Annotated in this window: 25 protein-coding genes; 9 read left to right on the top strand and 16 right to left on the bottom strand. The window is 67.8% G+C overall.

From position 1 onward, the window contains the following. Positions 1–49: 49 nt before the first annotated feature. Positions 50–871 carry an SDR family oxidoreductase gene (locus OV207_RS28355; protein WP_267558191.1) on the bottom strand — a complete coding sequence of 274 codons (822 nt, stop codon included), beginning with the start codon at positions 869–871 and terminating at the stop codon, positions 50–52. A 112-nt stretch (positions 872–983) separates the two neighbouring features. Then, positions 984–1184, bottom strand: coding sequence for a hypothetical protein (locus OV207_RS28350; RefSeq protein WP_267558190.1), 201 nt, complete (start codon positions 1182–1184; stop codon positions 984–986). 252 nt (positions 1185–1436) lie between these two features. Here OV207_RS28350 and OV207_RS28345 point away from each other — a divergent pair, with 252 nt between their 5' ends. Then, positions 1437–4121: a M1 family metallopeptidase gene (locus OV207_RS28345; RefSeq protein ID WP_267558189.1), complete on the top strand. Its 2685-nt coding sequence runs from the start codon at positions 1437–1439 to the stop codon at positions 4119–4121. A gap of 136 nt (positions 4122–4257) precedes the next feature. Here the strand turns inward: OV207_RS28345 and OV207_RS28340 are convergent, their stop codons facing one another. From OV207_RS28340 to OV207_RS28320, 5 genes are all read right to left on the bottom strand, one after another. Then, positions 4258–4734 carry an SRPBCC family protein gene (locus OV207_RS28340; RefSeq protein ID WP_267558188.1) on the bottom strand — a complete coding sequence of 159 codons (477 nt, stop codon included), beginning with the start codon at positions 4732–4734 and terminating at the stop codon, positions 4258–4260. Positions 4735–4738: 4 nt separating this feature from the next. Further along, a complete protein-coding gene (locus OV207_RS28335) occupies positions 4739–5212 on the bottom strand; it encodes an ArsR/SmtB family transcription factor (RefSeq protein WP_267558187.1) in 474 nt (157 codons plus the stop codon). 150 nt (positions 5213–5362) lie between these two features. Then, on the bottom strand, positions 5363–5623 hold the full coding sequence (locus OV207_RS28330; protein WP_227027679.1) for a hypothetical protein: 261 nt from the start codon (positions 5621–5623) through the stop codon (positions 5363–5365). Between the two features lie 221 nt (positions 5624–5844). Continuing rightward, on the bottom strand, positions 5845–6114 hold the full coding sequence (locus tag OV207_RS28325) for an antibiotic biosynthesis monooxygenase family protein (RefSeq protein WP_267558186.1): 270 nt from the start codon (positions 6112–6114) through the stop codon (positions 5845–5847). Then, positions 6111–7256 carry a cytochrome P450 gene (locus OV207_RS28320; RefSeq protein WP_267558185.1) on the bottom strand — a complete coding sequence of 382 codons (1146 nt, stop codon included), beginning with the start codon at positions 7254–7256 and terminating at the stop codon, positions 6111–6113. Before OV207_RS28320 ends, OV207_RS28325 begins: the two co-directional genes overlap by 4 nt. A 62-nt stretch (positions 7257–7318) precedes the next feature. Between OV207_RS28320 and OV207_RS28315 the strand changes: the two genes are divergently transcribed. Continuing rightward, positions 7319–8005, top strand: coding sequence for an ArsR/SmtB family transcription factor (locus OV207_RS28315; RefSeq protein WP_267558184.1), 687 nt, complete (start codon positions 7319–7321; stop codon positions 8003–8005). Here OV207_RS28315 and OV207_RS28310 read toward each other — a convergent pair. Further along, the gene (locus OV207_RS28310; protein WP_267558183.1) at positions 8002–8778 is read right to left on the bottom strand and encodes a DUF481 domain-containing protein; all 777 of its coding nucleotides are present in this window, start codon (positions 8776–8778) and stop codon (positions 8002–8004) included. The genes OV207_RS28315 and OV207_RS28310 overlap by 4 nt on opposite strands. A 260-nt stretch (positions 8779–9038) precedes the next feature. On the opposite strand from OV207_RS28310, the gene OV207_RS28305 reads away from it, so the two are divergent. Together OV207_RS28305 and OV207_RS28300 are read left to right on the top strand one after the other, a co-directional pair. After that, the gene (locus OV207_RS28305; protein ID WP_267558182.1) at positions 9039–9737 is read left to right on the top strand and encodes an Hsp20/alpha crystallin family protein; all 699 of its coding nucleotides are present in this window, start codon (positions 9039–9041) and stop codon (positions 9735–9737) included. Between the two features lie 104 nt (positions 9738–9841). Beyond that, the gene (locus tag OV207_RS28300; RefSeq protein WP_267558181.1) at positions 9842–10729 is read left to right on the top strand and encodes a PhzF family phenazine biosynthesis protein; all 888 of its coding nucleotides are present in this window, start codon (positions 9842–9844) and stop codon (positions 10727–10729) included. A gap of 64 nt (positions 10730–10793) precedes the next feature. Here OV207_RS28300 and OV207_RS28295 read toward each other — a convergent pair whose 3' ends face one another. The 8 genes from OV207_RS28295 to OV207_RS28260 all read right to left on the bottom strand — a co-directional run bounded on the left by OV207_RS28295 (position 10794) and on the right by OV207_RS28260 (position 18721). Continuing rightward, entirely contained in the window at positions 10794–11186 is a 393-nt protein-coding gene (locus tag OV207_RS28295; RefSeq protein WP_267558180.1) for a holo-ACP synthase, read from the bottom strand. A 12-nt stretch (positions 11187–11198) separates the two neighbouring features. Continuing rightward, positions 11199–11435 (bottom strand): acyl carrier protein, encoded by a 237-nt coding sequence (locus tag OV207_RS28290; RefSeq protein WP_267558179.1) that lies wholly within the window; start codon positions 11433–11435, stop codon positions 11199–11201. Between the two features lie 37 nt (positions 11436–11472). Then, complete coding sequence (locus OV207_RS28285; protein ID WP_267558178.1) at positions 11473–12723, bottom strand: beta-ketoacyl-[acyl-carrier-protein] synthase family protein; 1251 nt, start codon at positions 12721–12723, stop codon at positions 11473–11475. Next, positions 12720–14015: a beta-ketoacyl-[acyl-carrier-protein] synthase family protein gene (locus OV207_RS28280; protein WP_267558177.1), complete on the bottom strand. Its 1296-nt coding sequence runs from the start codon at positions 14013–14015 to the stop codon at positions 12720–12722. Before OV207_RS28280 ends, OV207_RS28285 begins: the two co-directional genes overlap by 4 nt. Then, positions 14015–14806 (bottom strand): SDR family NAD(P)-dependent oxidoreductase, encoded by a 792-nt coding sequence (locus tag OV207_RS28275; protein ID WP_267558176.1) that lies wholly within the window; start codon positions 14804–14806, stop codon positions 14015–14017. The genes OV207_RS28280 and OV207_RS28275 overlap by 1 nt, the downstream gene beginning before the upstream one ends. Before the next feature lie 47 nt (positions 14807–14853). Continuing rightward, positions 14854–15813: an aromatase/cyclase gene (locus OV207_RS28270; protein ID WP_267558175.1), complete on the bottom strand. Its 960-nt coding sequence runs from the start codon at positions 15811–15813 to the stop codon at positions 14854–14856. 152 nt (positions 15814–15965) lie between these two features. Then, positions 15966–16583, bottom strand: a complete 618-nt coding sequence (locus OV207_RS28265) for a response regulator transcription factor (protein ID WP_267558174.1) — start codon at positions 16581–16583, stop codon at positions 15966–15968. After that, complete coding sequence (locus OV207_RS28260; RefSeq protein WP_267558173.1) at positions 16580–18721, bottom strand: sensor histidine kinase; 2142 nt, start codon at positions 18719–18721, stop codon at positions 16580–16582. The genes OV207_RS28265 and OV207_RS28260 overlap by 4 nt, the downstream gene beginning before the upstream one ends. 256 nt (positions 18722–18977) lie before the next feature. Here OV207_RS28260 and OV207_RS28255 point away from each other — a divergent pair, with 256 nt between their 5' ends. From OV207_RS28255 to OV207_RS28235, 5 genes are read left to right on the top strand one after another with little or no spacing between them, the layout of a single operon-like run. Continuing rightward, the gene (locus tag OV207_RS28255; RefSeq protein WP_267558172.1) at positions 18978–19601 is read left to right on the top strand and encodes an antibiotic biosynthesis monooxygenase family protein; all 624 of its coding nucleotides are present in this window, start codon (positions 18978–18980) and stop codon (positions 19599–19601) included. Further along, positions 19585–20196 carry an antibiotic biosynthesis monooxygenase family protein gene (locus OV207_RS28250; protein WP_267558171.1) on the top strand — a complete coding sequence of 204 codons (612 nt, stop codon included), beginning with the start codon at positions 19585–19587 and terminating at the stop codon, positions 20194–20196. Before OV207_RS28255 ends, OV207_RS28250 begins: the two co-directional genes overlap by 17 nt. Next, positions 20196–20846, top strand: a complete 651-nt coding sequence (locus OV207_RS28245) for an antibiotic biosynthesis monooxygenase family protein (RefSeq protein ID WP_267558170.1) — start codon at positions 20196–20198, stop codon at positions 20844–20846. Before OV207_RS28250 ends, OV207_RS28245 begins: the two co-directional genes overlap by 1 nt. After that, complete coding sequence (locus tag OV207_RS28240; RefSeq protein WP_267558169.1) at positions 20843–21445, top strand: antibiotic biosynthesis monooxygenase family protein; 603 nt, start codon at positions 20843–20845, stop codon at positions 21443–21445. Before OV207_RS28245 ends, OV207_RS28240 begins: the two co-directional genes overlap by 4 nt. After that, entirely contained in the window at positions 21442–22176 is a 735-nt protein-coding gene (locus OV207_RS28235; protein ID WP_267558168.1) for an SDR family oxidoreductase, read from the top strand. Before OV207_RS28240 ends, OV207_RS28235 begins: the two co-directional genes overlap by 4 nt. Positions 22177–22235: the final 59 nt, after the last annotated feature.

The following is a 22235-nucleotide window of genomic DNA, read 5'->3' as shown; positions in this document are numbered from 1 at the left end:
GAGGGCCTTGTTCCTGGCGCACCCATGCGCCCCGGGGTGGGTCCGACGGTCAGATGAAGTAGTCGGGGAACAGCTCCGCGCCGGGCACGGACTGGTACTTGTCGAAGTTCGTGACGCCCACGCCGCGCAGCACGTCCTCGTCGATGCAGAAGTTGCCGGTGAAGGAGCGGCTGGGCTTGGTGAGGATGGCGTGGGCCGCGTCCGCCATGATCTCCGGCGAGCGGCTGCCCTTGATGGTCTCATCGCCGCCCAGCAGGTTCTGCACGGCGGCGGTGGCGATGACGGTGCGGGGCCAGAGGGCGTTGACGGCGATGCCCTCGTCCTTGAACTCCTCCGCCATGCCGAGCACGCACATGCTCATGCCGAACTTCGCCATGGTGTAGGCGACGTGCGGGCCGAACCAGCGCGCCTCCATGTTGAGCGGCGGCGAGTTGTTGAGGATGTGCGGGTTGGAGGACTTCTTGAGGTACGGCAGGCACGCCTGCGAGCACGCGAAGGTGCCGCGCGTGTTGATGCCGTGCATCAGGTCGAAGCGCTTGAGCGGCGTCTCCAGCGTGCCGGTGAGGCTGATGGCGCTGGCGTTGTTCACCAGGATGTCGATGCCGCCGAAGGTCTCCACCGCCTTGGCCACGGCCGCGTGGATCTGCGCCTCGTCGCGGATGTCCACCACGCAGGGCAGCGCCTTGCCGCCGGCCGCTTCAATCTCCTTCGCGGCCGTGTAGATGGTGCCGGGCAGCTTGGGGTGCGGGTCGGTGGTCTTCGCCGCGATGATGATGTTGGCGCCGTCCCGGGCCGCGCGCAGCGCGATGGCCAGGCCGATGCCGCGGCTGGCGCCGGAGATGAAGAGGGTCTTGCCTTTGAGGGTGGACATGGGCCGCATCCTCGCTGATTCGAGGCAGGCCGCAATGCCCGTCGTCGCTGGCGTGGGACCACCGGACAACCACGTCCGCGCGCAAGGCTGGCGCGCTGGCGTGGTGCCGCCATCAGGGCGTGTAGAGGAGCGCCGCGTTCACGAAGAGTTCGGCCGTCAAACCGATGCTCGACGACCCGCCCGTCACCAGGAGCTTGCCTGAAGGCAGCTGGATGAGGGATGCGGAGCTGCGCGCATGGGTGAAGGCGCCCAGCGGGGTCTGCACATTGAGCGCCGGGTCATGGACGGCGATGAGCGTCCCCGCGACCATCATCAGTCAGCACCGTGGTGGAGGTCGGAACGCCACTGGCGGTCAACGTGACGGTCACCCGGCTCACTTCGTCGCCAGCCGAGGCCTGGGGACTGAAGCGAGGATTCAGGAAAGGGGTTGGGAGTGGATGATGAGTTTATCAGAATGCTGAGATGTTTGTAGATGGGTCCGCCAGCTTTCGGAGTCTGTCCAAACCCTTTCAGGGTCGGTGATTACCCTGGACGTCGGGTGGGGGGGCGCTACGCTCCAGCACCCATGAACCGCCTCCTCCTGTTGCTCGTCGTCGCGGTGACCGTCCGCTGTGCCCATTCGCCGGAGGCCGTGACGCAGGCCGTCGCGCCCGCCGCCGTCGCGTGGCCGGAGCCCCAGCCGCCCGCGCTGCGGCTGCCGGACACGGTGCGTCCGCTCCGCTATGCGTTGGACCTGAAGCTGCTGCCCGCGGAGGCCACCTACCCGGGCAGCGTCAGCATCGACGTGGAGGTGCTCAAGCCGGTGCGTCAGGTGTGGCTGCATGGCCAGGACCTGGAGGTGAAGCGCGCCACGGTGACGGTGGGAGGCCGCACCTTCGACGCGAAGCCCGTCTCCGAAAGCGAGGGGCGCCTGGGATTGCTGTTGCCGGAGGAGCTGCCCGTGGGCACGGCGACGCTCACCCTGGACTTCACCGGCAAGGTGGACCGCGAGCGCAGCCAGGGCCTCTATGGACAGGCGGAGGGCGGCGAGTCCTACCTCTACACGTTCTTCGAGCCCATCGACGCGCGGCGCGCCTTCCCGTGCTTCGACGAGCCGACCTTCAAGGTGCCCTGGCGGCTGCGCTTGACGGTGAAGGCGGGGCACGTGGCCCTGGCCAACCACCCGGAGGTCTCACGGGAGTCCCTGGCGGGCGGGCTGGAGCGCGTCACGTTCGCGCAGAGCAAGCCCATGCCCAGCTACCTCGTGGCCTTCATCGTGGGCCCGTTCGACGTGGTGGAGGCGGGCACCGTGGGGCGCGCCAGCGTGCCGCTGCGCTTCATCGTTCCGAAGGGGCGGGGAGGGGAGACGCGCTACGCCGCCAGTGTCACGCCGCGCATCGTGAAGGGCCTGGAGGACTTCTTCGACCAGACGTACCCCTACGAGAAGCTGGATGTGGCGGTGGTGCCCCGCTACTGGGGCACGATGGAGCACCCGGGCCTCGTGGCGCTCGGGCAGCCGCTGACCCTCATCCCCCCGGCAGAGGAGACGCTGGCCCGGCGCAAGCACTATGCGGTCATCGCCAATCACGAGCTGGGGCACTACTGGTTCAGCGCCGTCGTCACCAACGCCTGGTGGAACGACATCTGGCTGAACGAGTCCTTCACGGCGTGGCTGGACCGGCAGACGGTGGACCGGCTGGAGCCGTCGTGGGACTACCAGCAGGAGCGGGCCATGTATGCGACGCGCTCGGCGCTGTCGTCGGATGCGTTGGAGGCCGCGTTGCCGGTGCGCAAGCCGGTGGCGAGCAACGACGACATCGTGGGCTCGTTCGACAATGGGACGACGTATGACAAGGGCTCCTCCGTCATCGCCATGTTCGAAGCGTGGCTGGGCGCGGAGCGCTTCCGCGATGTGATGCGAGGCTATGTCCGCAAGCACGCGTGGGGCGTGGCGACGACGGAGGACTTCCTGGCGGAGGTGTCCCAGGCGGCGGGGCCGGAGGTGGCGAACTCCTTCAAGGGCTTCATCGAAAAGGGCGGGGCGCCCCGGGTGTCCGCGCGGGTGACGTGCCCGGCGGGGGGCGTGCCGACGGTGAAGCTGTCGCAGGAGCGCTACCTGCCCGCGGGCTCCCGGGCGAACGCGCGGCAGGAGTGGCAGGTGCCTGTCTGTCTTCTCGCGGGGACGGGGACGAAGTCGTCCCGGGTGTGCTCGATGCTGAAGGGCCCCACGGCGGAGGTGGCGCTGCCCACGAAGCAGTGCCCGGCGTGGGTGCTGCTCAACGCGGGGGGCACGGGCTACTACCGTGGCGGCTACACGCGCGAACAGCTCACGGCGCTGCTGGCGACTCCGCCTTCGGCCTTCACGACGGGCGAGCAGGTGGCCCTCTGGGCGGACGTGGACGCGGCGGTGGAGCGCGGGGACCTGCCGCTCGGGGAGGCCTTGAAGGCCGTTCCGGCCTCGGTGCGTTCACCGGAGCGGCTGGTGGTGGAGAGCGGGGCCGCGCTGCTTTCACAGGTGCGGTTGGACAGGCTCTCCGCGGAGGAGCGCAAGCGCTTTCGCGCCTGGGTGGCGTCGCTCTACGCACCGCGCGCGCGGGCCCTGGGCTGGGTGTCGAAGGCCGGCGATGACGATGGCGTGAAGCAATCCCGGTCGCTGTTCCTGCGGCTCGCCGCCGGGCTGGGCGAGGACCCGGCGCTGGTGAAGGACGCCGGGCCGCTGGTGCGCGCGTGGCTCGCGGACCGCAAGTCCGTGGACCCGGAGGCGCTGAGCAGCGCACTGCCCCGCGCGGCGGCGCATGGCGACGCGGACCTGTTCAACGCGTTGCTGGAGGCGGCGAAGAAGGAGCAGGACCGCAACGAACGCGCCCGGCTGTTGTCGGCGCTGGGCTACTTCCGGACGCCGGAGCTGACGCGGCGGGCGCTGGAACTGGTGGTGGGGCCGGACTTCGACACGCGGGATGCGCTGATCATCCTCAAGACGTCGCTGAACATGCCGGAGACGCAGGCCCTGGCCTGGGAGTTCTACCGCGCGCGGTTCGACGTGCTCACCCAGCGCCTGCGCTCGGATGAGCAGGGCGGGCTCATCAACCAGGTGGGCAATCTCTGTGATGAGCGCCAGCTCGCGGAGGCGGAGTCCTTCCTCACGCCCCGGGTGACGCGCGTGGAGGGAGGACCGCGCGCGCTGGCCCGGGCGGTGGAGTCCATCCGGCTGTGCATCGAATCCGCGAAGCTCCAGCAGCAGAGCGTCCGGGACTTCCTCCGGGCCCGGTGAGACAGATCAACCCAGGGCCCTCACGTTGACAGGTTCCGCGGACGGTGAGGCAGTTACGTGCGGCCACTCCGCTCGCGAAGCTCGCGGCCTGGTTCCGCCACTGCCTCTCCTTCCTTCAACTCAACTGATCCCGGCGTTAGACGCCCAGGGCCACGAGTAGCTCGTCCAACTGATCGAGCGTCTCGCCCATCCCACAGGTGCTCCCGGAGGCGATGGCGCCGTCGAGAGCTTCCTTCGAGGGATAGAGGTCGTGCACGACGACCCGCGTCTTGCCGCCATTCTCTTCGAAGGTCACCGTGGTGACGGCCCCCTCAGCACTTTCCTCATTCGTCCAGGCGAGGCGCGAGTGCGGCGTCACTTCGATGTACCTACCGAAGAACGCCATCGGCTGCTCCGAGGCAGGGTGGCCGAACACGAAGCGGTACGTGCCCCCGACACGAACATCGGCCTCGCAGGAGATGAAGGAAATCCCAAACGACTTCGGTGCCCACCACCGCTTGAGCAGCTCGGGCTTGGTCCACGCCTCGAAAATGATGCGCGCCGGGCCGTTGACGGTTCGCGTGACGACGAACTCGCGCTCGGATTTCCGTTCCGCCGTTGTGACGTTCTTCACGGGTTCACTCTCTCTTCTTGCGTCCATTGACCTTCTCCTTTTGTTTCAGTTCCTCGACAATTTTGTCCAACTCATCGAAGCGTGAGGCCCAGAGCTGGCGGTACCTCTCGAGCCACGCCGTCTCTTCTTCCAGTTGGAGTGGCCCGAGCTTGCAGGTCCGCACGCGCCCGACCTTCTGGGTGACGACGAGCCCGGCCTGCTCCAAGACGCCGACGTGCTTCTTCATGCCCGTGAGGGTCATGCGGAACTTCTCGGCGAGGTCCGTGATCGAAGCGTCTGAACGTCCGAGCTGCTCCAGGATGCCGCGTCGGGTCGCGTCCGAGAGCGCGGCGAACGAGGCATTGAGGCGGGCACCTGAATGCTGAACCATGTGGTGCAGTATTGTCGCGCGATTTGGCGCGATCGTCGAGGCTTGATCTTCTCTGGGGACAGGGGACGTCGTGCCGTGGCCCCAAGGCGGCGGCGCCTTCTCGCCCATTCGGGGCAAGGTGGCCCCCGCGCTCAGGCGGCTGGTGGCTCAGAAGCCGGACGCGACGGTACGCGAGCTTCCAACAAGGTTCGACGGCGCATGGAAGTCCTTCCAGCCGGCTGGCCTTGGAGCACTCAGCTTCCGTGACCCGTGGGCGAATCAGGGCCCGTAGGGACACATCTTCAGCATCTCCGCGATGGGCGGACGGCAAAGCTGGACGAGCTGTGACTCATCCAGGAATGAGGACGTCCGTGCCTTGAGAAAGCATGACGCCGGATCATCCGACGGCATGGCGTACTGACAGAGCTGGAGCGCCTGGGGATCCGACAGGAAGCCTCCGGCCTGGACGCGGCGGAAACATTGCGCCGGTGCGTCGGAGCGGGCGCCCTGGCAGAGCTGGGCCGCCAGGGTTTCGCTCACCGCGCCGCCTCCCGCGCGGGTCGCCTCGAAGCAGGAATACTGCGGCGACCCTTCGAGAAACTCCCTTGTCTGTCCCCGTGCGGGAAATCCAAGCAACAGGGCAGCCAGCCCCAAGGCTCCTGTTCCCTGCAATAGGAGCCGTGCATTCCAGAACCCACTCTTCATCATGCACCCCTGAAAGAAGGTGGGGAGTCATTGCCGGCATGTGACTGGAGGCGCGGTCACACGCGGGGACGTTCGGGAGAAGGGGCTTTCGGGAGCCTGGCGTCCGCGCCCTGGCTCAGCCGTGCACGGTGCGACTGTCGGCGGGCACGGCTGCCCGGTCCTTCATGCCGTAGTCCCTCACTGCCCGGCTCCGCGAGGCTCTGGAACCGCTCGATGGAGATGAAGCCATCAATGTCCGCCAAGAGGGGCCGCAACGTCGCGGCGAGATCCAGATACCGCTGACGGTGCTCTTCGTGGGGCTGGACTTCGAAGATGACGGCGATCATGAAAAACCTCCCAGGATGCGAGCGTTGGTGGACGGGCGCCAGGTGACGGAGCGTGACAGCGGGGTGAGGTCCAGGTCGCTCGCGAGCACCTGCTCCACCGCCGCGGTGGCCATCGTCACCGCGAGCGTCTGCCCTGGACATGCATGGGCTCCCGCTCCGAAGGTGAAGGTCCGTCGGTCGTGGCGATGCGGGAGGAAGCGCTCGGGCTGGGGGTTCACCCGGGGATCGCGGTTCGCGGCCGCGAGCACGACGACCACGGTCGCGCCCGCCTCCAGCTCCTGCTCCCCCAGCGTCGCGCGTGCATGCAGGAAGCGTCGGGTGTTCTGGACCGGAGCGTCGTGACGGGCGGCCTCGTGGATGATGTCCTCCAGGGTGCATTCGCCCCGGGCCACCTCCTCCCGCAACTGGGGCATCCGCGCGATGGCGAGCAGTGACGCGCCGACAAGGCCCGCAGTGGCCTCGTAGGCTTGTGTGATCAGCCCCACGGCGTTGGGAATCAGCGCCTCCTCGGGGGCTCCGCCGTGTCGCAGCCTCGCCGCGAAGGCCGCCAACACGTCCGGGAGGCGAGGGCTTGAGTGAAGGCATGTGGCCATGCGTTCGACCAGACGTGCGGCCCCCGCAGCGCCCTCCGGGCTTGATGCCGGATGGGCAACGGAGCGGACATAGGCCTCCACGTCCCGCACGCTCTCCTCCAGGGACGTCTCGGGAAGGCCGAGGAGGGACCCGAGCACGAACACGGGGAACTGGAGCGCCGTCTCTGGCAGGCGTGACAGCCGAAGCCCTGAAAAGAGCCGTGCCGCCTGGAGGCGGCTTGCCACATGCACTGCCTGCACCAGCAAGGGGAGCGTGTCGGACAGCGCCTGCTTCACGAGGGGGTAGGGCGCCGCATCGTTCATCCGCACGAGCCGCCCGAAGAGGGCCCCCGCGGCGGAGCCCACCAGGTGCGATGGGACGGGCTCCGCCTGGGGCCGCACCCGAAGCTGCCCATGGGCGAGGACGGCCTGCACCGTGGCGGCATCCGCCGCCACCCACGGCTCGAACCCCGGGATGCGTTGCAGACCTCCCCGCGCGCACAGGCCGGCGTAGTACGGGTAGGGGTCGGGGTGGGTGACGGCCTGATACGGGTCGGTGGGCGGTGTCATCGTTCCTCGCTCCGGGCACTCTCCTCCTCCAGGCCCCCGCCTGTGCTAGGAAATGGTTCGTCATGGAACGAACGGTGGATGCAGGGCCGGACCTCGCCACGCTGGCGGGCGCCGTGGGGGATGCCACGCGGATCCGCATGCTGGAGTTGCTCATGGAGGGCCGGTCGCTCGTCGCCAAGGAGCTGGCCTTCGGCACGGGCGTCAGCCCCGCGACGGCCACGGTGCACCTCAAGCGCCTGGAGCAGGCCCGGTTGATCCGCTCCACCCGCCAGGGACGCAACAAGGTGTTCCGGCTCGCCACGCCCACCGTCGTGCGCATGGTGGAGGCGCTGATGACGGTGGCGGTGCGGGGACCCCGCGCCTCGGCCACACCCGAGCCCCTCCGGGCCGCCCGCTACTGCTACGACCACCTGGCGGGAAGGCTCGGCATGGGCATCACCGATGCGCTCGTGCGCGACGGGCACCTCGCCCTCCGGCGCCGTGCCTTCGCGCTGACGCCGAGCGGTGAGGGTTGGTTCGAGGCCTTCGGCATCGAGCTGGCCCCCTTGCGGGACCAGCGTCGCCAGTTCGCGCACCGCTGCCTCGACTGGAGCGAGCGGCGCGACCACCTCGCCGGAGCGCTGGGGGCCGCGCTCGCCTCACGCGTGTTCTCGCTGGGCTGGGTCGAACGTCAACCCGACTCGCGCGGGCTCCGGGTCACGCCCTCGGGCCAGCGCGGCCTGCGCCGTCACTTCGGCATCACGCCCTAGAGCTTCACGCCCACGGTGGTGCGCAGCTGCGTGTCCAGGGCCGGCACTGTCGCGGGCGGCGCGCTGTCGTAGGTGATGTTGAAGCCGATGCCCACGGTGACGCGGGGGTTGGGCGTCACCGCGAACAGGGTCTCGTTGAGCACGCGCAGGTCGGACGGGCGGGTGACGCGCGGCTGGAAGTACACCGTCTCCACGAGCTGGATGTTCTCCATCAGCTTCACCCGGCCCAGCAGGTAGCTGGACATGCGCGGATCCGTGTAGCGGTCTCCCGCGTCCGCCTCGCCGTCCTTGCGCAGCCGCTCGTGCTCCACCATCAGCGCGACGCCGAACGTGAGCCCCGTGGCCTCCTCGTTGAACAGCACGAAGCGTGGGCCGGCGCCCAGGAGGGCTCGCAGCTGGAGCCGACGGAACTCGTTGTACTCGTGCTGGAGGAACACCTCGCCGGACACGCGGTCGGTGAAGCGCCGACGGTAGCGGACGTGCTCCAGCACCTGGCTCACGATGCGCTCGCCGCTGGCGAACGAGTACTCACCCCGGATGACCCCCAGCCACAGGTTGCGCTCGGAGCGCAGCTGCCCCACCAGCGACCCGCGCACGGAGAAGAGCTCCGTACTGCCCGTGCGCCAGTCACCCCCCAGCTCGATCGCGGCGGCGGGCCCCGGCTCCGCCTTCTCGTCGAAGAGCGCCTGCACATTGACGATCTGCGCTGACGCGCTGCCCGCCTGGAGCAACACCGCCAGCACCACCCACCCGTAGCGTTTCGAAGAACCCATGCCCTCCTGCTGTGCCTGCTCGGGCGCTCCTGTTCAACCCCGTTGTGCATGAGCGTGCGAGGGACCTTCAGTGCCCGACGGTGAAGGTCCCTGCGACAGCACGTCCGTGCCCACGCCGGGCCGGTGTGCCCGCGACAGTCACTTGATGGGGCCGGTGCCCACCGCCAGCTTTCAGCGTGGGACGGGCTTCGTCCCGCTTCGACTTGAGGGGGCTGCCCGACGGGCCGTGCGCCGGCCGGACGGCTCCCGGGGAGGACGTCATGGCAACGGAGAAAGTGAACGCAGGGGGACTGGGAGCCTCATCCACCGCACCGGGGGTGAACAAGGAGCCGGAGTCGTCCAGGCAGGCGGAGACCCAGAAGGACGTGGCCACACGCCAGGAGACCTCCAGGGGCTCGGGCATCTCGCGCCGTGAAAGCCAGGTTCCAGCCTTCCAGCGAGGCGGGGCCATCCAGAGCCCGTTCGGTCTGATGCGCCGCATGATGGAGGACATGGATCAGCTCTTCATGGACTTCGGTCCGGGACGCGGCTTCCCCTCCATGGGGGGCCTGCTCCGGAGCGGCGGAGACGTTGAGGCCGTGCCCTGGTCGCCGCAGGTGGACGTGCTGGAGCAGGACGGCAACCTCGTGGTGCGGGCCGACCTGCCGGGAATGAAACAGGAGGACATCCGCGTCGAGGTGCTGGAGGACCTGCTCATCCTCGAAGGCGAGCGGAACTTCGAGCACGAGGAGGAGCGCGGCGGCATCTGGCGGCTGGAGCGCGGCTCCGGCTCTTTCCAGCGAGCCATTCCGCTCCCGGAGGGCATCGACACGGACAACGCCCAGGCCCGGTTCGAGAACGGCGTCCTGGAGGTCTCCATGAAGCTGCCGCAAACGAAGTCCCAGGGCCGCCGCATCGAGGTGAAGGGCGGCGCCAGTGAGAAGGCCGCCACGGGCACCCCGAAGAAGCCCATCCACTGACGGACCACTCGCTCGCTGTTCAAAGGCAGACTCCGGTGCTTGACGGTGGCTGAAGGGCGGAGCATGGCTGTGCCCTTCAGCCACCCCTTCGTCCGGAGTCCTCCATGCAGGTTCGGATCATCGACGCGTTCACCCGGAGCCCCGGCGCGGGCAACCGGGCGGGCGTGATGCTCGACGCGTCCTCGCTCGATGCGCCCACGATGCAGCGGGTTGCCGCGGTGGTGGGCGCCTCCGAGACGGCCTTCGTCCTGTCCCGGCCGGAGGCCCCGGCGGTGCGCCTGCGCTACTTCACGCCCGTGGATGAGATTCCCTTCTGTGGCCACGCCACCGTCGCCACCTTCCACCTGCTCGCGGAGAAGGGACTCCTGCGAAGCCCGGGCACCTACCGCCTGGAGTGCCCCGCAGGCACGTTCGACGTCGAACTGGAGTCGCGGGGCGCGCAGGGGACGCAGGTCTGGATCGCCACGCCCCAACCGGAGACGCAGCAAAGCCCCGTGACGCTGGAGGCGCTGATGCCCACGCTGGGGGGCAGGGTGGAGCAGGTGGATCCGGCGTTGCCGGTGATCCGCCAGGGGCATCGCCTGGTGGTTCCCTTGAAGCGGCGGGAGGACCTGGAGTCGCTGGTCCCGCGAGGCGCGGTGATGAATGCCCTGCTGATGCCGCACGGCGTGCGGGGCGTGTACCTCTTCACGCTGGACGCGAAGGAGCAGGGCAGCGTGGCGCAGGCGCGCTACTTCGTCCCGGGCTTCGGCATCCTGGAGGATCCGGTGACGGGCTCCGCGGCGGGCCCGCTCGCGGCCTGGCTCGCCGAGCACGGCGTCCTGCGCCTGCCGGAGCAGGGCGGCACGGTGAGTGGTCGCATCGAACAGGGAGACACCCTGGGCAAGCCGGGCCGCATCGACATCGAAGTCACCGGCAGGCCGGGCCACATCGTGCGGGCCCGTGTCGGCGGCGTGGCCCTCACCGTGATGGACGCCACGATCATCGCGTAGGGCGGAGGCTGGGCGCGCCAGCAAAGCACTGCCGGTGTTCTGCGTTCAGGAGGGACAGCAGGCGTCATGCCCCCGCAGTCGGCAGCACATCCTCGGCGACCACCATCGCGATAGCGAATCCCGCAGTGTGGCTCAGGCTGACGTGGAAACACCGGATGCCAAGACGTGCCGCGAGCAGATGGGTGGCCCCGGACAGCTTGAGCTCGGGTTTGCCTTCGGTGCTGTTGAGCACCTCCATCTCATGCCAGCGCAGCCCTTCGGGGGCCCCCAGCGCCTTGATGACCGCCTCCTTCGCCGCGAAGCGTGCCGCGAAGTGTTGACCGGGCTGGGCATGCTTGCGGCAATAGGCGCGCTCCGCCGGGGTGAAGACGCGCGCCTCGAAGCGGCCCTCATCCCGCTGCAGTGCCCTGGACAGGCGGTCGATCTCACAGAGATCGACCCCGATGCCAATGACCATGGAGCGCTCCTGTCAGGCCTTCGCCGACAGGAGCGAGTAGAGATCGCCCACGGTCTTCAGCCGCTTCTCGACCGCGTCATCGATCTGGATGCCAAACGCCTTCTCCAGCGCCCCGCAGAGCTCGACCATCTCGGTCGAGTCCACGCCGAGGTCCTCCTTGAGGAGGCTCGTGGCCTTGAGTTCGTCGGCCTTTCGCTCCAACAGGTCGGAGAGGATCGTCTTGAGCTTCAATTCGTTCTCTGGATGCATGGTGATGGACTCGATGGGTCGTGGGATGGGGGGCGGGCTAGCAGCCCGGGTCTCGCCGGAGCACCAGCGACGCATTCATGCCGCCGGCCCCCCGTGAGTTGATCAGGACGGTCTCCAGCTGACGGGCTGGTTCGGTTCGGGTCACCACGGCCAGCCCCAGCGCTGGATCCAGGTGCTGGATCCCCACCGTCGGAGGAAGCTGGCGGTGCTCGATGGCGAGGGCGCCCCAGGCCGCATCCAGTGCCCCGGCCGCACCGTACAGGTGCCCGGTCATGGACTTGGGCGCCGTCACCGGCAGGCGCGGGCCGTGGTCACCAAACACCTTCTGGATGGCAATGGCCTCCTGCCGATCTCCCTCCGGTGTGGCGAGCCCATCCGCCAGCAACAGGTGGATGTCACGGGGGGTGAGCCCGGCATCGCTCATCGCTCCGTTCATGGCGCGTGACAGTCCCCCCTCTTCCGGGGGGAGTGTGGCGGGATGGCAGGCGTCGCTCGACAGCGCGAAGCCGTCCACCTCCGCGTAGACATGGGCGCCCCGCCGCAAGGCGTGTTCGCGCTCCTCGAGCACGACGAAGACAGCGCCTTCCCCTGGCAGCAGCCCCGTTCGTGAGCTGTCAAACGGACGGTAGGCCCGGGGCTCCGCGCCCGAGGCATGCCCTTCTGCGACCACGCCCTCAGTCGTGCAGGCCAGGTAGGCGAAGGGCGTGAGCGGGGCCTCCGCGCCACCCGCGAGGATGAGGTCCGCTGTTCCCTGGGCAATGGTGCGCGCCGCATACCCCAGGCTCACCAGCCCGCTGGCGCGGTCGCAGACCAGCGTCTTGCTGTGGCCCCGGAGCCCGAAGAGGATGGAGATCTGTCCCTGGGGCGCGGCGGGAAACCAGGCCGTCGCCTGGAACGGGCTGAGCGCCTTGTAGCCCTGGGTGTGCAGCTTGCGCAGCTCCCGGTCGGTGTAATCCCAGCCTCCCAGACAGTTGCCCACGAAGACGCCAAAGCGCTCCCGGTCGACCTTCTCCAGGTCGATGGCGCCATCCTCCAGGGCGAGCCGCGACGCTGCCACGGCGTATTGGGTGTATGGGTCGAGCTTGCGGGCAAGCCGCTTGGGCATGAAGTCCGCAGGGGTGAAGCCCTCCAGCGTGCCTCCCTGCCAACCCGAGCGCTCCGTCAACGGATGGCCGGTGAGGGGCCGGATGCACGGCTTCGCGGCCAGGGTGCTGGCCCATGTGTCACGTTTACCCAACCCGCCCGGGGTGATCATCCCCAGGCCCGTCATGACGACGCGGCGGCTCATCGCAGAACTCCTACGAACTCGGGATGGGAGAAGATCAGGGCGCTGTGAATGCCGGAGAAGCCGCTGGCCTCCTTGAGGACGACGTCGATCTTCCGTGCGACGCTCGTGTTGGGCACGTAGTTCAGGTCGCAGGCCGGGTCGGGCGTCTCGTAGTTGATCGTCGGAGGCAGCGTTCCGGTATGCAGCGCGAGCAGGGCGGAGATGCTTTCGAGCGCGTTGGCCGCGGCCAGGGGGTGGCCGACCATGGACTTCAGGGAGCTGACCGGCACCGAGTAGGCGTGCGCGCCCAGGATCTCCTTGAGGGCCGTCGTCTCGTTGACGTCATTCTGGCGGGTAGAGCTTCCGTGCGCGGAGACGTAGTGGACCTCCTCGGGGCGGACGCTCGCGTCGTGGAGCGCGGCCTTCAGGGCCCGCGCCAGGTCATGGCCGTCCGGTGGAAGGTCGGTCATGTGGAAGGCGTTGTTGCAGGAGCCAAACCCCCGCACCTCGGCGTAGATGGGGACGCCGCGCCGCCGCGCGTGCTGGAGCTCCTCCAGGACGAGGATGCCGGCCCCCTCTCCGAGCACGAAGCCGTCACGGTCGGCGTCGAATGGGCGCGAGGCCTGGTGCGGCGCGTGGTTGCGTTTGCTGGAGAGCGCGCCGACAACGTCGAAGGCGCCCATGGCGATGGGGGTGATGGGGGCCTCGGAGGCGCCGCAGATCATCACGTCCGCCTCGTTCGAGCGGATCCGGTCCAGGGCGAACCCGATGGCATCCAGCCCGGCGGTGCAGCCGGTGCTCACGGTGAAGCAGGGACCCAAGGCCCTGTACTCCCGCGCCAGCTCCGCCGAGGCGGTGTTGAAGGTCGCGCCCTGGTAGAGCCATCGCTGGACCCACGCCCCTTCCAGGGGCACGGTGCCCCGTTCGGTCAGGGCCAGGAACTCCTCCTCCATGAAGCGGGTGCCGCAGATGGCATTGGCCACGCACACGCCCAGCCGCTCGGGTGCCATCCCGGGAAGGTTGAACCTCGCGTCCTCCGTGGCCATGCGCGCCGCCGCCAGCGCGAACTGGGCGTAGCGGTCCAGGCGTCGCACCTGCTCCTCACGCAGCCCCAGCTCCCGGGGGCGGAAGTCCTTCACCAGCCCGGCGATCCGTGCCTTCAGGCCATCGAGCCGGAAGCGATCCACCTCGAAGATGCCGGAGCGACCTTCCAGCGTGTTTCGCCAGAAGTCCTTCAGGCCCACGCCGTTGGGCGCGACGATCCCCATTCCCGTCACGACGACACGCCGCTCCCTGGACTTGTGGGTCTTCATCAGTAGTTCCCCAGACCGCCGCAGACGTTGAGGGCCTGCGCGGTAATTCCCCGGGCGCGCTCCGAGGCGAGGTAGGCCACCATGTCGGCCACCTCGTCGGGCGAGATGTAGCGGCCGATGGGCACGCGCTGTTCGATGCGCTTCTTGGCGTCCTCCACGGGCACGCCCCAGATGCGCGCGTAGTTGCCACGGACCTTCTCGGCCATGCCCGTCTCCACGAATCCCGGACACACCGCGTTGACCGTGATGCCCTGGCCCGCCAGCTCCAGGCCGAGCGACTTCGTGAAGCCCACCACGCCGTGCTTCGAGGCACTGTAGGGCGCCCCGTGCAGCACCCCCTGTTTTCCGCCCGTGGAGGCGATGTTGATGATGCTCTGGAGCATGGGGCTGATCTTGAGCATCGCCTTGGTGGCGTAGAAGACGCTGTGGAGGTTGGTCTCGATGACCTCCCGCCACTGTTCGTCCTCCACCTCCCGGGTGACTCCACCACCCGGGCGGCCCGCGTTGTTGACGAGCACCTCGACACCGCCCATCGCGGAGACCACGTCGTTCACCATCGCGTGGATGGAGTCCGGTGAGCGCACGTCGCACAGGGCGACGAACGACCGCGCCCCAAGCTGTCGAAGTTCGCAAGCCACCGCGTCCAGCGGCTCGCGCGTCCGCGCCGTAATGGCGACGTCGAAGCCGTCCTTCGCGAGCCGCAATGCCGTCGCGCGGCCAATGCCTCGGCTCGCCCCTGTCACCAGCGCCCGCTTCCGGGGGGGGGCCTTGTTCTCATCCTGCTGTGGCATGAAGGCTTTTGTTCCTTGGAAAGGTGTTGTGCTTGCGACGAGGCCAATCAGACCGCGAGCCTTTGCTGGAGGGCCTGGAGGGTTCCTCGACTGTTGGCGTTGATGGCTTGCTCGACGCGTCCCATCGCCTCGTCGGGGGAGACGTCTCCCCAGAGTTGTTTCACCTTGTCGGGCTTGAGCTCGACCTCGTGACGGGACGTGACGCGCACGCCGCCGGAGGTGGGCTCCAAGAGCCACTCCCCGGTGTGGATGCGGATGAGGGGAGGGGGTTCGGACTGGAAGTAGGAGACGCGGGACGCCGCGGTGCACTGGCGGACGGTGCGGATGCGCTCCACGCCCGCCTGGGTGGACACCGTCATGACGAACTCCTGGTGGTGATCATCGTCGTAGACCATCTCGACCGCGTGGCAGTGGGGCAGCAGCCCGGGCCACCGGTCCGCCCGCTTCAACAGCTCGAAGACGGCCTCGGGGCGGGCGGCGATGACAAGTTGCTCCTCGAACCGCCGCCGCCACTCGGAAGGAGCGCTCCGGGTCGCGCCGCCTTCGAGGTACTCCTTGAGGGCGGCCAGTTCGCGCTGGCTGTTGGTGTCCACCGAGCGCTTCATGAACTCCAGGGCCTGGAGGGGTGTGGTGACGCCCTGCACGCCGTGGTCGTCGGTGATCCGCTCCTTGATGTCGAAGCGGTGCTCCAGCACCACCAGGGTGCCCTGGCGCAAGGGAAAGAAGCGCCAGACGCCCTCCATCCATTTCAGCAGCGGGGAGGGCTGGACCTGCCGGAAGGTGATGACGTGCGCCTCGGGGAAGAACTCCCGATGGGAGCGCCAGTGCAGGGACTGGCCATTGGCCAGGGCGGTGACTTCAATGAGCTGGGATTGCCCGTCCTGCTCCAGGACCCTGGCCGCTTGACAGGGTGGGAAGATTCGCGGCCAACGCTCGACGTCGAAACACACCTGGTAGGCGGCTGCGACGTCGGCGTCGACTTCAATGTGATGTTCCATCAGCTGCATGGAGGTCTCCCCGGTGGGCCTGGACAAGGGCAACCAAGCGGCATCCGGCCGCGTTGGCGCGTTGTCCATTCCCTATAGCCATGAATCCGGGGAGGGCCTATTCAGCTCTTTGTTGAATTGACACATCCAGTGAGATGTGTGGTGCGCCTGTTTCAGGGCTTTGAATCCAGCCGCTCCAGCAGTCGGACCAATTCCGCCACGGAGCCCACGGACAGCTTGGCCATCACCCGGCCCCGCTGAAGACGTACGGTCTGCTCGGCGGTGCCCAACTCCGCCGCGATCTGCTTGCTGAGCAGTCCTCGCGCCACCCCTCGGCAAACCTCCCACTCACGAGGGGACAGCGTGGCGAAGCGGGCCTGCAACAGCGCATGGTCCGCCTCGTGGGCCCGGGCCGCTTGATCCTTCGCGAGCGCCTGGGTCACGGCTGCCAGCAGGTCCTCCGAGCTGAAGGGTTTGGGCAGGAAGTCCAGCGCCCCGGCCTTCATGGCTCGCACGGCGGTGGTGACGTCGCCGTGCCCGCTGATGAAGACGATGGGGTGGGTCCAACCCGCCTGTCCCAGCCGCTCCTGGAGCTCCAGTCCGTTGAACTCCGGCATGCGCAGGTCCATGACCACGCAGCCCGGACCCGGCCAGGGCTCGCGCTCCAGCATCTGCCGGGGGTGGGCGAACCCCTGGACCTTGTAGCCTTCCGTCTGGAACATGCGCTCCAGGCTGCGCAGGACCGAAGGGTCATCGTCCACGACGAAAACCGTGGGGGAATCCGTCTTCATGAATCGCCTTCCTGGGAGGGACTCACCGGCAGGAGGCAGCGCAGGAGGCTGCCCCCTCCCTCGCGGCGCTCGGCCTGGAGTCTGCCCTGGTGGACTTCGAGGATGGAGAGGCTGATGGACAGGCCCATGCCCAGTCCCTCGCGTTTGGTGGTGAAGAAGGGTTCGAACAGGCGCTGGAGCGTTTCATCCGTCATGCCCACGCCCGTGTCCTCTACTACCAACTCCACGTGTCCCTCCAATCTTCGCGTGTGGACCCAAACTTGACGCAGGCCGGCGGGTTGGTGGCTGACCGCGTCCAGTGCGTTGAGGGTCAGGTTGAGCACCACCTGCTGCAACTGCACGCTGTCGCCATGGACGGGCAGGTGGGCCTCGGCGAGATGGAGGAACAATTCGGCTCCGCGCACCAGGGCATCGGAGGCCACCAGTCGAAGCACCTCGCGCACCAGTTCGTTGAGATCGTGGTTGGCGTGTCGCGCCTCGCCCTTCTTCAGCAGCGCGCGCATGTGACGGATGATGCCTCCAGCGCGCTTGTCGTCGGCGACGATGTCCTGGAGGACTTCCGCCAGCAGTGAGAGGTCCGTGGGCGTGCGCCGCAGGAGCCGCTGAGCTGTCTCCGCGTTGGTGAGGATGGCGGCCAGCGGCTGGTTCAATTCATGGGCGATGGAAACCCCCAGCTCTCCCACGGCGGCCACCCGCTCCAGGTGCGCCCGTTCGTCCCTGGCCTGCCGGGCCTCCAACTCCGCGCGTCTGCGGGGCGTGACGTCCACCAGTGACACGAAGGCGCCGCCTTCAGGCAGCTCCAACTGGTGGGCGCGCAGCTCGAACCATGTGCCGGGGGCGAGCCCCCGGGACTCCGCGACGCCTTCCCAGGAGCGCTTCGAGAGCACCTCCTGGAGCAGTGACACCGCACCCTTCATCTCCGGGGGGCCCTCGCGCGCCGCTTCCCGGAGTGCGGCCACATAGGACCCACCCGCGGCCAGCAGCTTGTGCGCGGGGAGGCCGCCGGGCTCCCTGCCGGGACCAGGAAGGGGATTGCTCCGGAGCACCACCCCGCTCGGGTCGAGGATGGCGACGGCACCTGGAAGCGAGTCCAGCACGGCCAAGTTCAGTCTCTGGGCCTTCCACCGTCGTCTGCGCTCCAGCAGTAGCACGATGATGAGTGCCCCCTTCATCAGGCCCGCTGCCAGGATGGAAGTCATCTGCCAGCGGTAGCGCTCCCAGAGCCCGGGTTCGTGGAACATCACCCTGCTGCCGGCAGGAAGTCTGCTTTCGGGAATGCTCCAGCGCTTCAACTCCCGCTCGTCGAAGGCGGCCACGTTGGCCTTGAGATCGCCTGGAGGCAGGTCCGAGGCTCGCTCCCCTTCGAGCAGTCGCAGGGCGCGTCGCGCGACCTTCTGCCCCAGCAGTTCGTAGTCCAGGAGCATTCCGCCAACGATGCCGCTGCCCAGCATGGTCTTGTGGACGCTGAAGAGGGGCGGGCTCCCTTCGGTGTGCAGCAAGTGAGTGACGTCCCGGGTGATGAGGCTCCGGCCCGCAGCGTCCTGCATGTAGCCCACGATGATGACGACGGTGTCCTCGGGAAGGGTGCGGACACGCTGTCGCAACTGCTCCAGCGTCAGGTTGGTCAGGTTGATGAAGTCGCGTCCCGGCGCCGCGGCGCGGACCTCCCGCGACAGGAAGGACCAGGCGGCCAGCTCTCGCTGGCTGGATCCGACGATGAGCGCCACGTGGCGCGTGTCCGGCAACAGCCGCAGCGCCAGCTGGACGGTGCCAGTCACGTCGAGGTCCGCCCAGTTCGCCCGGAGGTAGGGGCCCTGGGTCACCGTCGCGATAAGGAAGTCGTCATTGAAGACGCAGAGCAGGGGCATGTCAGGCCACAGTTGTTGTTGGAGGTATGCCGCGAAGGGCGTCGCGTCCACGAAGGAGACCAGGGCATCAGGCCGCTGCTGGCGGTATTTGACGAGGTAGAAGTCGCGCAGCGCGCGCTCGTACTCGGCTCCGCCGAACCAAGCCATGTCCAGGGACTCGACGTCGACGGTGACCCCGCCGTGTTGCTCGGCCAGCACCGTCCGCCGGAGGCTCTGGGTGAAGTCAGCGATGGCCGGCACCGTGGTGCTCTCCGGGACGAAGACGAGCAAGCGCTTTTCTCGTTCAGCGGCCCAGAGGGGGAAGGCCAGGAGCCAGACGAGGAGGAAGGCGAGAACGCGCATACGGCAGGGCCATGGAGTCAAGGCAAGCCCGTCGGCCCCCTGTTCATCCTTGAGGGCGTTCTAGTCCACTGTCCCTCCGTTTGAGAATCCATTCGTGGGGGCTCGGTCACAGTCCGGCCTCTGTGTCAATTCAACAAAGAGCTCATGGTGTCGCTTGGGGATGAATGGCTATTGAGACGTCGTCATGATCATCCGGTTCGATTTCTCCGCGCAGTCTCCGCAGGAGACTTGCGACGACACAGCGGGCGTACTCTTCCAGCGCTTCGGAAGGGGGCGCGTCCGCTTTTCCGTCGCCATCGCGCAGGATGAACTGGACCGCGCCGGCTACGGGCAGGCCGGTTACACGCGGATGGAAGTTTCGACGATCCCCGAGCGGCGCCCCGGACATCGAAGTGTCAATGCCCCCCTGTCAGGCACCGGCCTCGTCCTCGACACGCGGACTGTCTTTCGCGCGCGTCGCCGAAAGCGGGGTCCGGTGCTCCCGGGCGGCATCCTGCTCATCACCATGTGCGCGCTGGCTGCTGGGGAGCGCGAGCGTTTCCTGGCGCAGTTCATCCGGGCCGCGCGGTTCATGGAGATGCAGCGGGGGTTCATCCGCGCGCACCTGTTTGAATCCATGGCCTCTGACAGTGGCTGCGCTTTCGTGAACGTCGCACGTTGGCAGGACGCCCCCGCGTTCCAGGCCGCGTTCGCGAGCACCGCCTTCCAACAACTCATCACCGGCGGCTTCCAGCCGAGAAGTCAGATCCTGGTCGCCCGTCTCCAGGGCTGCACGCACGACGCGAGGTCGCATGATTGCACGGATTGATATCGCCGAATCCGCGGAAGTCACTTCCCTGGAGCGCGCCTGGGTGAGGGCCTCCCGGGAGCTGGCAGCCCAACCAGGGTTCTTGAGCACGCGCATCCACCGTGTCTACAGGCGCATGAACGCCACCGGGTACGATCTGGTCAGCATTGCCCGGTGGAACGATCTCGCCGCCTACCATTCCGCCGAGGCGACCGGCGCAACGCTCCCTGTCGAGGGCGTACGCGGCATCAACCTCTACGGGTGTGTCGATCAGAGCGATTTCATCTCGCAACCCGCCCGGGATTCGAATCTGGTGATCCTCAATCCCTACCGCATCCGGCGTCCCCAGGCGGCCGATAACGCGCGGATGTGGAACGCGACCCGGAGGCTCATGGCGCGGCGCGAAGGCTTCATTGGCGCGGAGCTCTTCCAGACCTTCCACCCCGGTGAAGACACCTTCTATTTCGTGAGTCGCGCGGAGTGGGAGACGGAGGCGGCCTTCATGACGCAGTTCGAAGGCAGGGACTACCAGCAGATCGTCTCCCCCTTTTCGGGGACCTTCCAGATCTGCTTTTCGAACGTGATCGAAGAGATCACGAAGAAGGACACACCCTGATGATGGTCATCGATCTTCTCGAAACGTCGGACCGCGCCCTCGCCACCAGCTCCTGGGAGGCCGTCTGTGCCTTCCTGTCCACGCAGCCCGGCTTCCGGGGCGGTCAACTCGTAGAGACCTTCCAGACGCTCATGCCTCGCACGGACTGGAAGCTCGCGAGCCTGTGCGCGTGGGACTCGGCGGAGGACTGGGAGCGTGCCCGCGCGGCGGTCCGGAGCCAGCCCGACCTCGTCTCCCGGCTGAATGCGGCGGGGACCCGGTTCACGGGGTTCAAGATGAACCTCGTCGATGGTGCCGAGTACCGCTTCGCCCCGTCCTCTGATCGCATGGTCCTGCTGGACATCATCTACCTGCCGGAGGAGCGGATGGCGGCCTACGCCGCCATGTGGGCCGAGGCGGCGCGCCACATGGCCCAGCAGCCCGGCTACCTCAACGCGAGTCTGTTCCAGAACACCCACCTCGCGGACTCCATCCAGTTCATCAACATCGCGGAGTGGGAGAGCGCCGAAGCCCTCTTCCACGCGGTTCACACCGACCGTTTCATGGAGATTGTCGACGCGTTCAAGACCGACTTCTCCCTGTTTCTGACCCGCCGCATCCTCTTGCGCACCCCGGCGCCGGTCCGTGCGCTGGAGGCGGCCACGAGATGAAGTACGTGATTGACGTCGTCGACGCCGATGCGGCGTCAGACTATGCCGCCCGCTGGCGGGACGAGGTGCGCAGGCTCGCGGTGGATGGTGCGCTGCGCACGGCCGAATTGTTCAGGGTCACGGAGCCGATTCGCGACGTGACCTATGCCCTGCTGTCGGTTCATGGCTTCGACAGCGCCGCCACCATTGAAGCGGTGCCAGGCTCCGCGTCTGCGCGCATCGTGGCGGTGGGTGGGGTTGAGCGCACGGTGTGCCACCTGGAGGTCGCGCTGTCGGAGTTGACGCCAACGCTTCCGGGTCATGCCTGGCTGATCAACCCCTTCGAGATCTCCGAGCAGGAGATTCCCGGGGTGCTCGACATGTGGGGTCGGGCCAGGGACCACATGGCGGCGAGCGACGGCTTCCTCAACGCTCGGTTGTTCCGGGCGACATCGCCGTCGAACAAATACAACCTTTTCAACGTGGCGCAGTGGCGCGGTGCGGAGGACTTCAAGAAGTCCCTGGGAGACAAGGCGTACGACCGGCACCGCGAACGCTCCATGAACTACCGGCTTCATCCATCGCTGTGCGTGCAGGTGCACGGCTTGAGGTTCGAATGACAGAAGCGCATGCGTTCCGGGTCGCGCTCGTGACCGGGGCCAGCCGTGGCATTGGCCGTGAAATCAGCCGGAGTCTTGCGCGGCTTGGTTTCCATCTCATCCTTGTCGCCCGGGACGCGGAGAAGCTTGAGGAGAACGCGGCGGAGCTCCGCCGGGAGTTTGGCGTCCAGGCGAGCTGTGTCGTGGTCGACGTTCAAGACTTCTCCGAAGCTCGCGTCGCCATCCAGGCCGCGCTCCGGCCCTGGGGGCGCCTGGAAGTACTGGTGAACTCGGCGGGCATCTTCCGGTTCGGCACCAGCGCGATGAGCCTGGAGGACCTCGATGCGCTCCTGACGATCAACGTGAAGGCGATCCACAACGTCTGCGCGGCCTGCATGGATTCACTGGAGGCGGCGGGTTCCGCGCACGTCTTCAACATCGCTTCGATCACCGGCGTGGAGCCCTTCGCCGCCGTCGGAGGCTATGCGACCAGCAAGCACGCCCTGGTCGGCTACACCCGGTCCCTGGCGCGCGAACTCCAGCCCCGGGGCATCAAGGTCACCGCGCTCTGTCCGGACGTGGTCGACACCGGCATGTCCGCGGGTTCAGGCCTGCGGCAGGACCAGATGATCGCTCCCGGGGATGTCGGGCGGGCCGTCGAGTTCATCCTGGCATTGTCCCCGGCGGCGTTCGTCGAATCCCTGGTGATCGGGTGCAAACCGGTGCTCGGCACCGTGCGTGCGGAGGGATAGGCGGCGTGAACCCATGATGACCCCGACAAGGGCAGGTAGTCTCACGCGGAGGATCCATG

This window comes from Corallococcus sp. BB11-1 (assembly GCF_026626625.1).
GTDB lineage: Bacteria > Myxococcota > Myxococcia > Myxococcales > Myxococcaceae > Corallococcus > Corallococcus soli.
The sequence above is the reverse complement of the archived record's forward strand: the minus strand, read 5'-3'. Positions and strand labels throughout refer to the sequence as shown.

What these genes read in the sequence shown, in the direction of transcription:
- OV207_RS28350 (WP_267558190.1), bottom strand. Translation starts at nt 1,184, where the DNA reads ATGATGGTCGCGGGGACGCTCATCGCCGTCCATGACCCGGCGCTCAAT.
- OV207_RS28285 (WP_267558178.1), bottom strand. Translation starts at nt 12,723, where the DNA reads ATGAGCCGCCGCGTCGTCATGACGGGCCTGGGGATGATCACCCCGGGC.
- OV207_RS28325 (WP_267558186.1), bottom strand. Translation starts at nt 6,114, where the DNA reads ATGATCGCCGTCATCTTCGAAGTCCAGCCCCACGAAGAGCACCGTCAG.
- OV207_RS28250 (WP_267558171.1), top strand. Translation starts at nt 19,585, where the DNA reads ATGATTGCACGGATTGATATCGCCGAATCCGCGGAAGTCACTTCCCTG.
- OV207_RS28335 (WP_267558187.1), bottom strand. Translation starts at nt 5,212, where the DNA reads ATGGGCGAGAAGGCGCCGCCGCCTTGGGGCCACGGCACGACGTCCCCT.
- OV207_RS28300 (WP_267558181.1), top strand. Translation starts at nt 9,842, where the DNA reads ATGCAGGTTCGGATCATCGACGCGTTCACCCGGAGCCCCGGCGCGGGC.
- OV207_RS28310 (WP_267558183.1), bottom strand. Translation starts at nt 8,778, where the DNA reads ATGGGTTCTTCGAAACGCTACGGGTGGGTGGTGCTGGCGGTGTTGCTC.
- OV207_RS28345 (WP_267558189.1), top strand. Translation starts at nt 1,437, where the DNA reads ATGAACCGCCTCCTCCTGTTGCTCGTCGTCGCGGTGACCGTCCGCTGT.
- OV207_RS28315 (WP_267558184.1), top strand. Translation starts at nt 7,319, where the DNA reads ATGGAACGAACGGTGGATGCAGGGCCGGACCTCGCCACGCTGGCGGGC.
- OV207_RS28295 (WP_267558180.1), bottom strand. Translation starts at nt 11,186, where the DNA reads ATGGTCATTGGCATCGGGGTCGATCTCTGTGAGATCGACCGCCTGTCC.
- OV207_RS28255 (WP_267558172.1), top strand. Translation starts at nt 18,978, where the DNA reads ATGATCATCCGGTTCGATTTCTCCGCGCAGTCTCCGCAGGAGACTTGC.
- OV207_RS28240 (WP_267558169.1), top strand. Translation starts at nt 20,843, where the DNA reads ATGAAGTACGTGATTGACGTCGTCGACGCCGATGCGGCGTCAGACTAT.
- OV207_RS28235 (WP_267558168.1), top strand. Translation starts at nt 21,442, where the DNA reads ATGACAGAAGCGCATGCGTTCCGGGTCGCGCTCGTGACCGGGGCCAGC.
- OV207_RS28270 (WP_267558175.1), bottom strand. Translation starts at nt 15,813, where the DNA reads ATGCAGCTGATGGAACATCACATTGAAGTCGACGCCGACGTCGCAGCC.
- OV207_RS28305 (WP_267558182.1), top strand. Translation starts at nt 9,039, where the DNA reads ATGGCAACGGAGAAAGTGAACGCAGGGGGACTGGGAGCCTCATCCACC.
- OV207_RS28280 (WP_267558177.1), bottom strand. Translation starts at nt 14,015, where the DNA reads ATGAAGACCCACAAGTCCAGGGAGCGGCGTGTCGTCGTGACGGGAATG.
- OV207_RS28245 (WP_267558170.1), top strand. Translation starts at nt 20,196, where the DNA reads ATGATGGTCATCGATCTTCTCGAAACGTCGGACCGCGCCCTCGCCACC.
- OV207_RS28265 (WP_267558174.1), bottom strand. Translation starts at nt 16,583, where the DNA reads ATGAAGACGGATTCCCCCACGGTTTTCGTCGTGGACGATGACCCTTCG.
- OV207_RS28355 (WP_267558191.1), bottom strand. Translation starts at nt 871, where the DNA reads ATGTCCACCCTCAAAGGCAAGACCCTCTTCATCTCCGGCGCCAGCCGC.
- OV207_RS28320 (WP_267558185.1), bottom strand. Translation starts at nt 7,256, where the DNA reads ATGACACCGCCCACCGACCCGTATCAGGCCGTCACCCACCCCGACCCC.
- OV207_RS28275 (WP_267558176.1), bottom strand. Translation starts at nt 14,806, where the DNA reads ATGCCACAGCAGGATGAGAACAAGGCCCCCCCCCGGAAGCGGGCGCTG.
- OV207_RS28290 (WP_267558179.1), bottom strand. Translation starts at nt 11,435, where the DNA reads ATGCATCCAGAGAACGAATTGAAGCTCAAGACGATCCTCTCCGACCTG.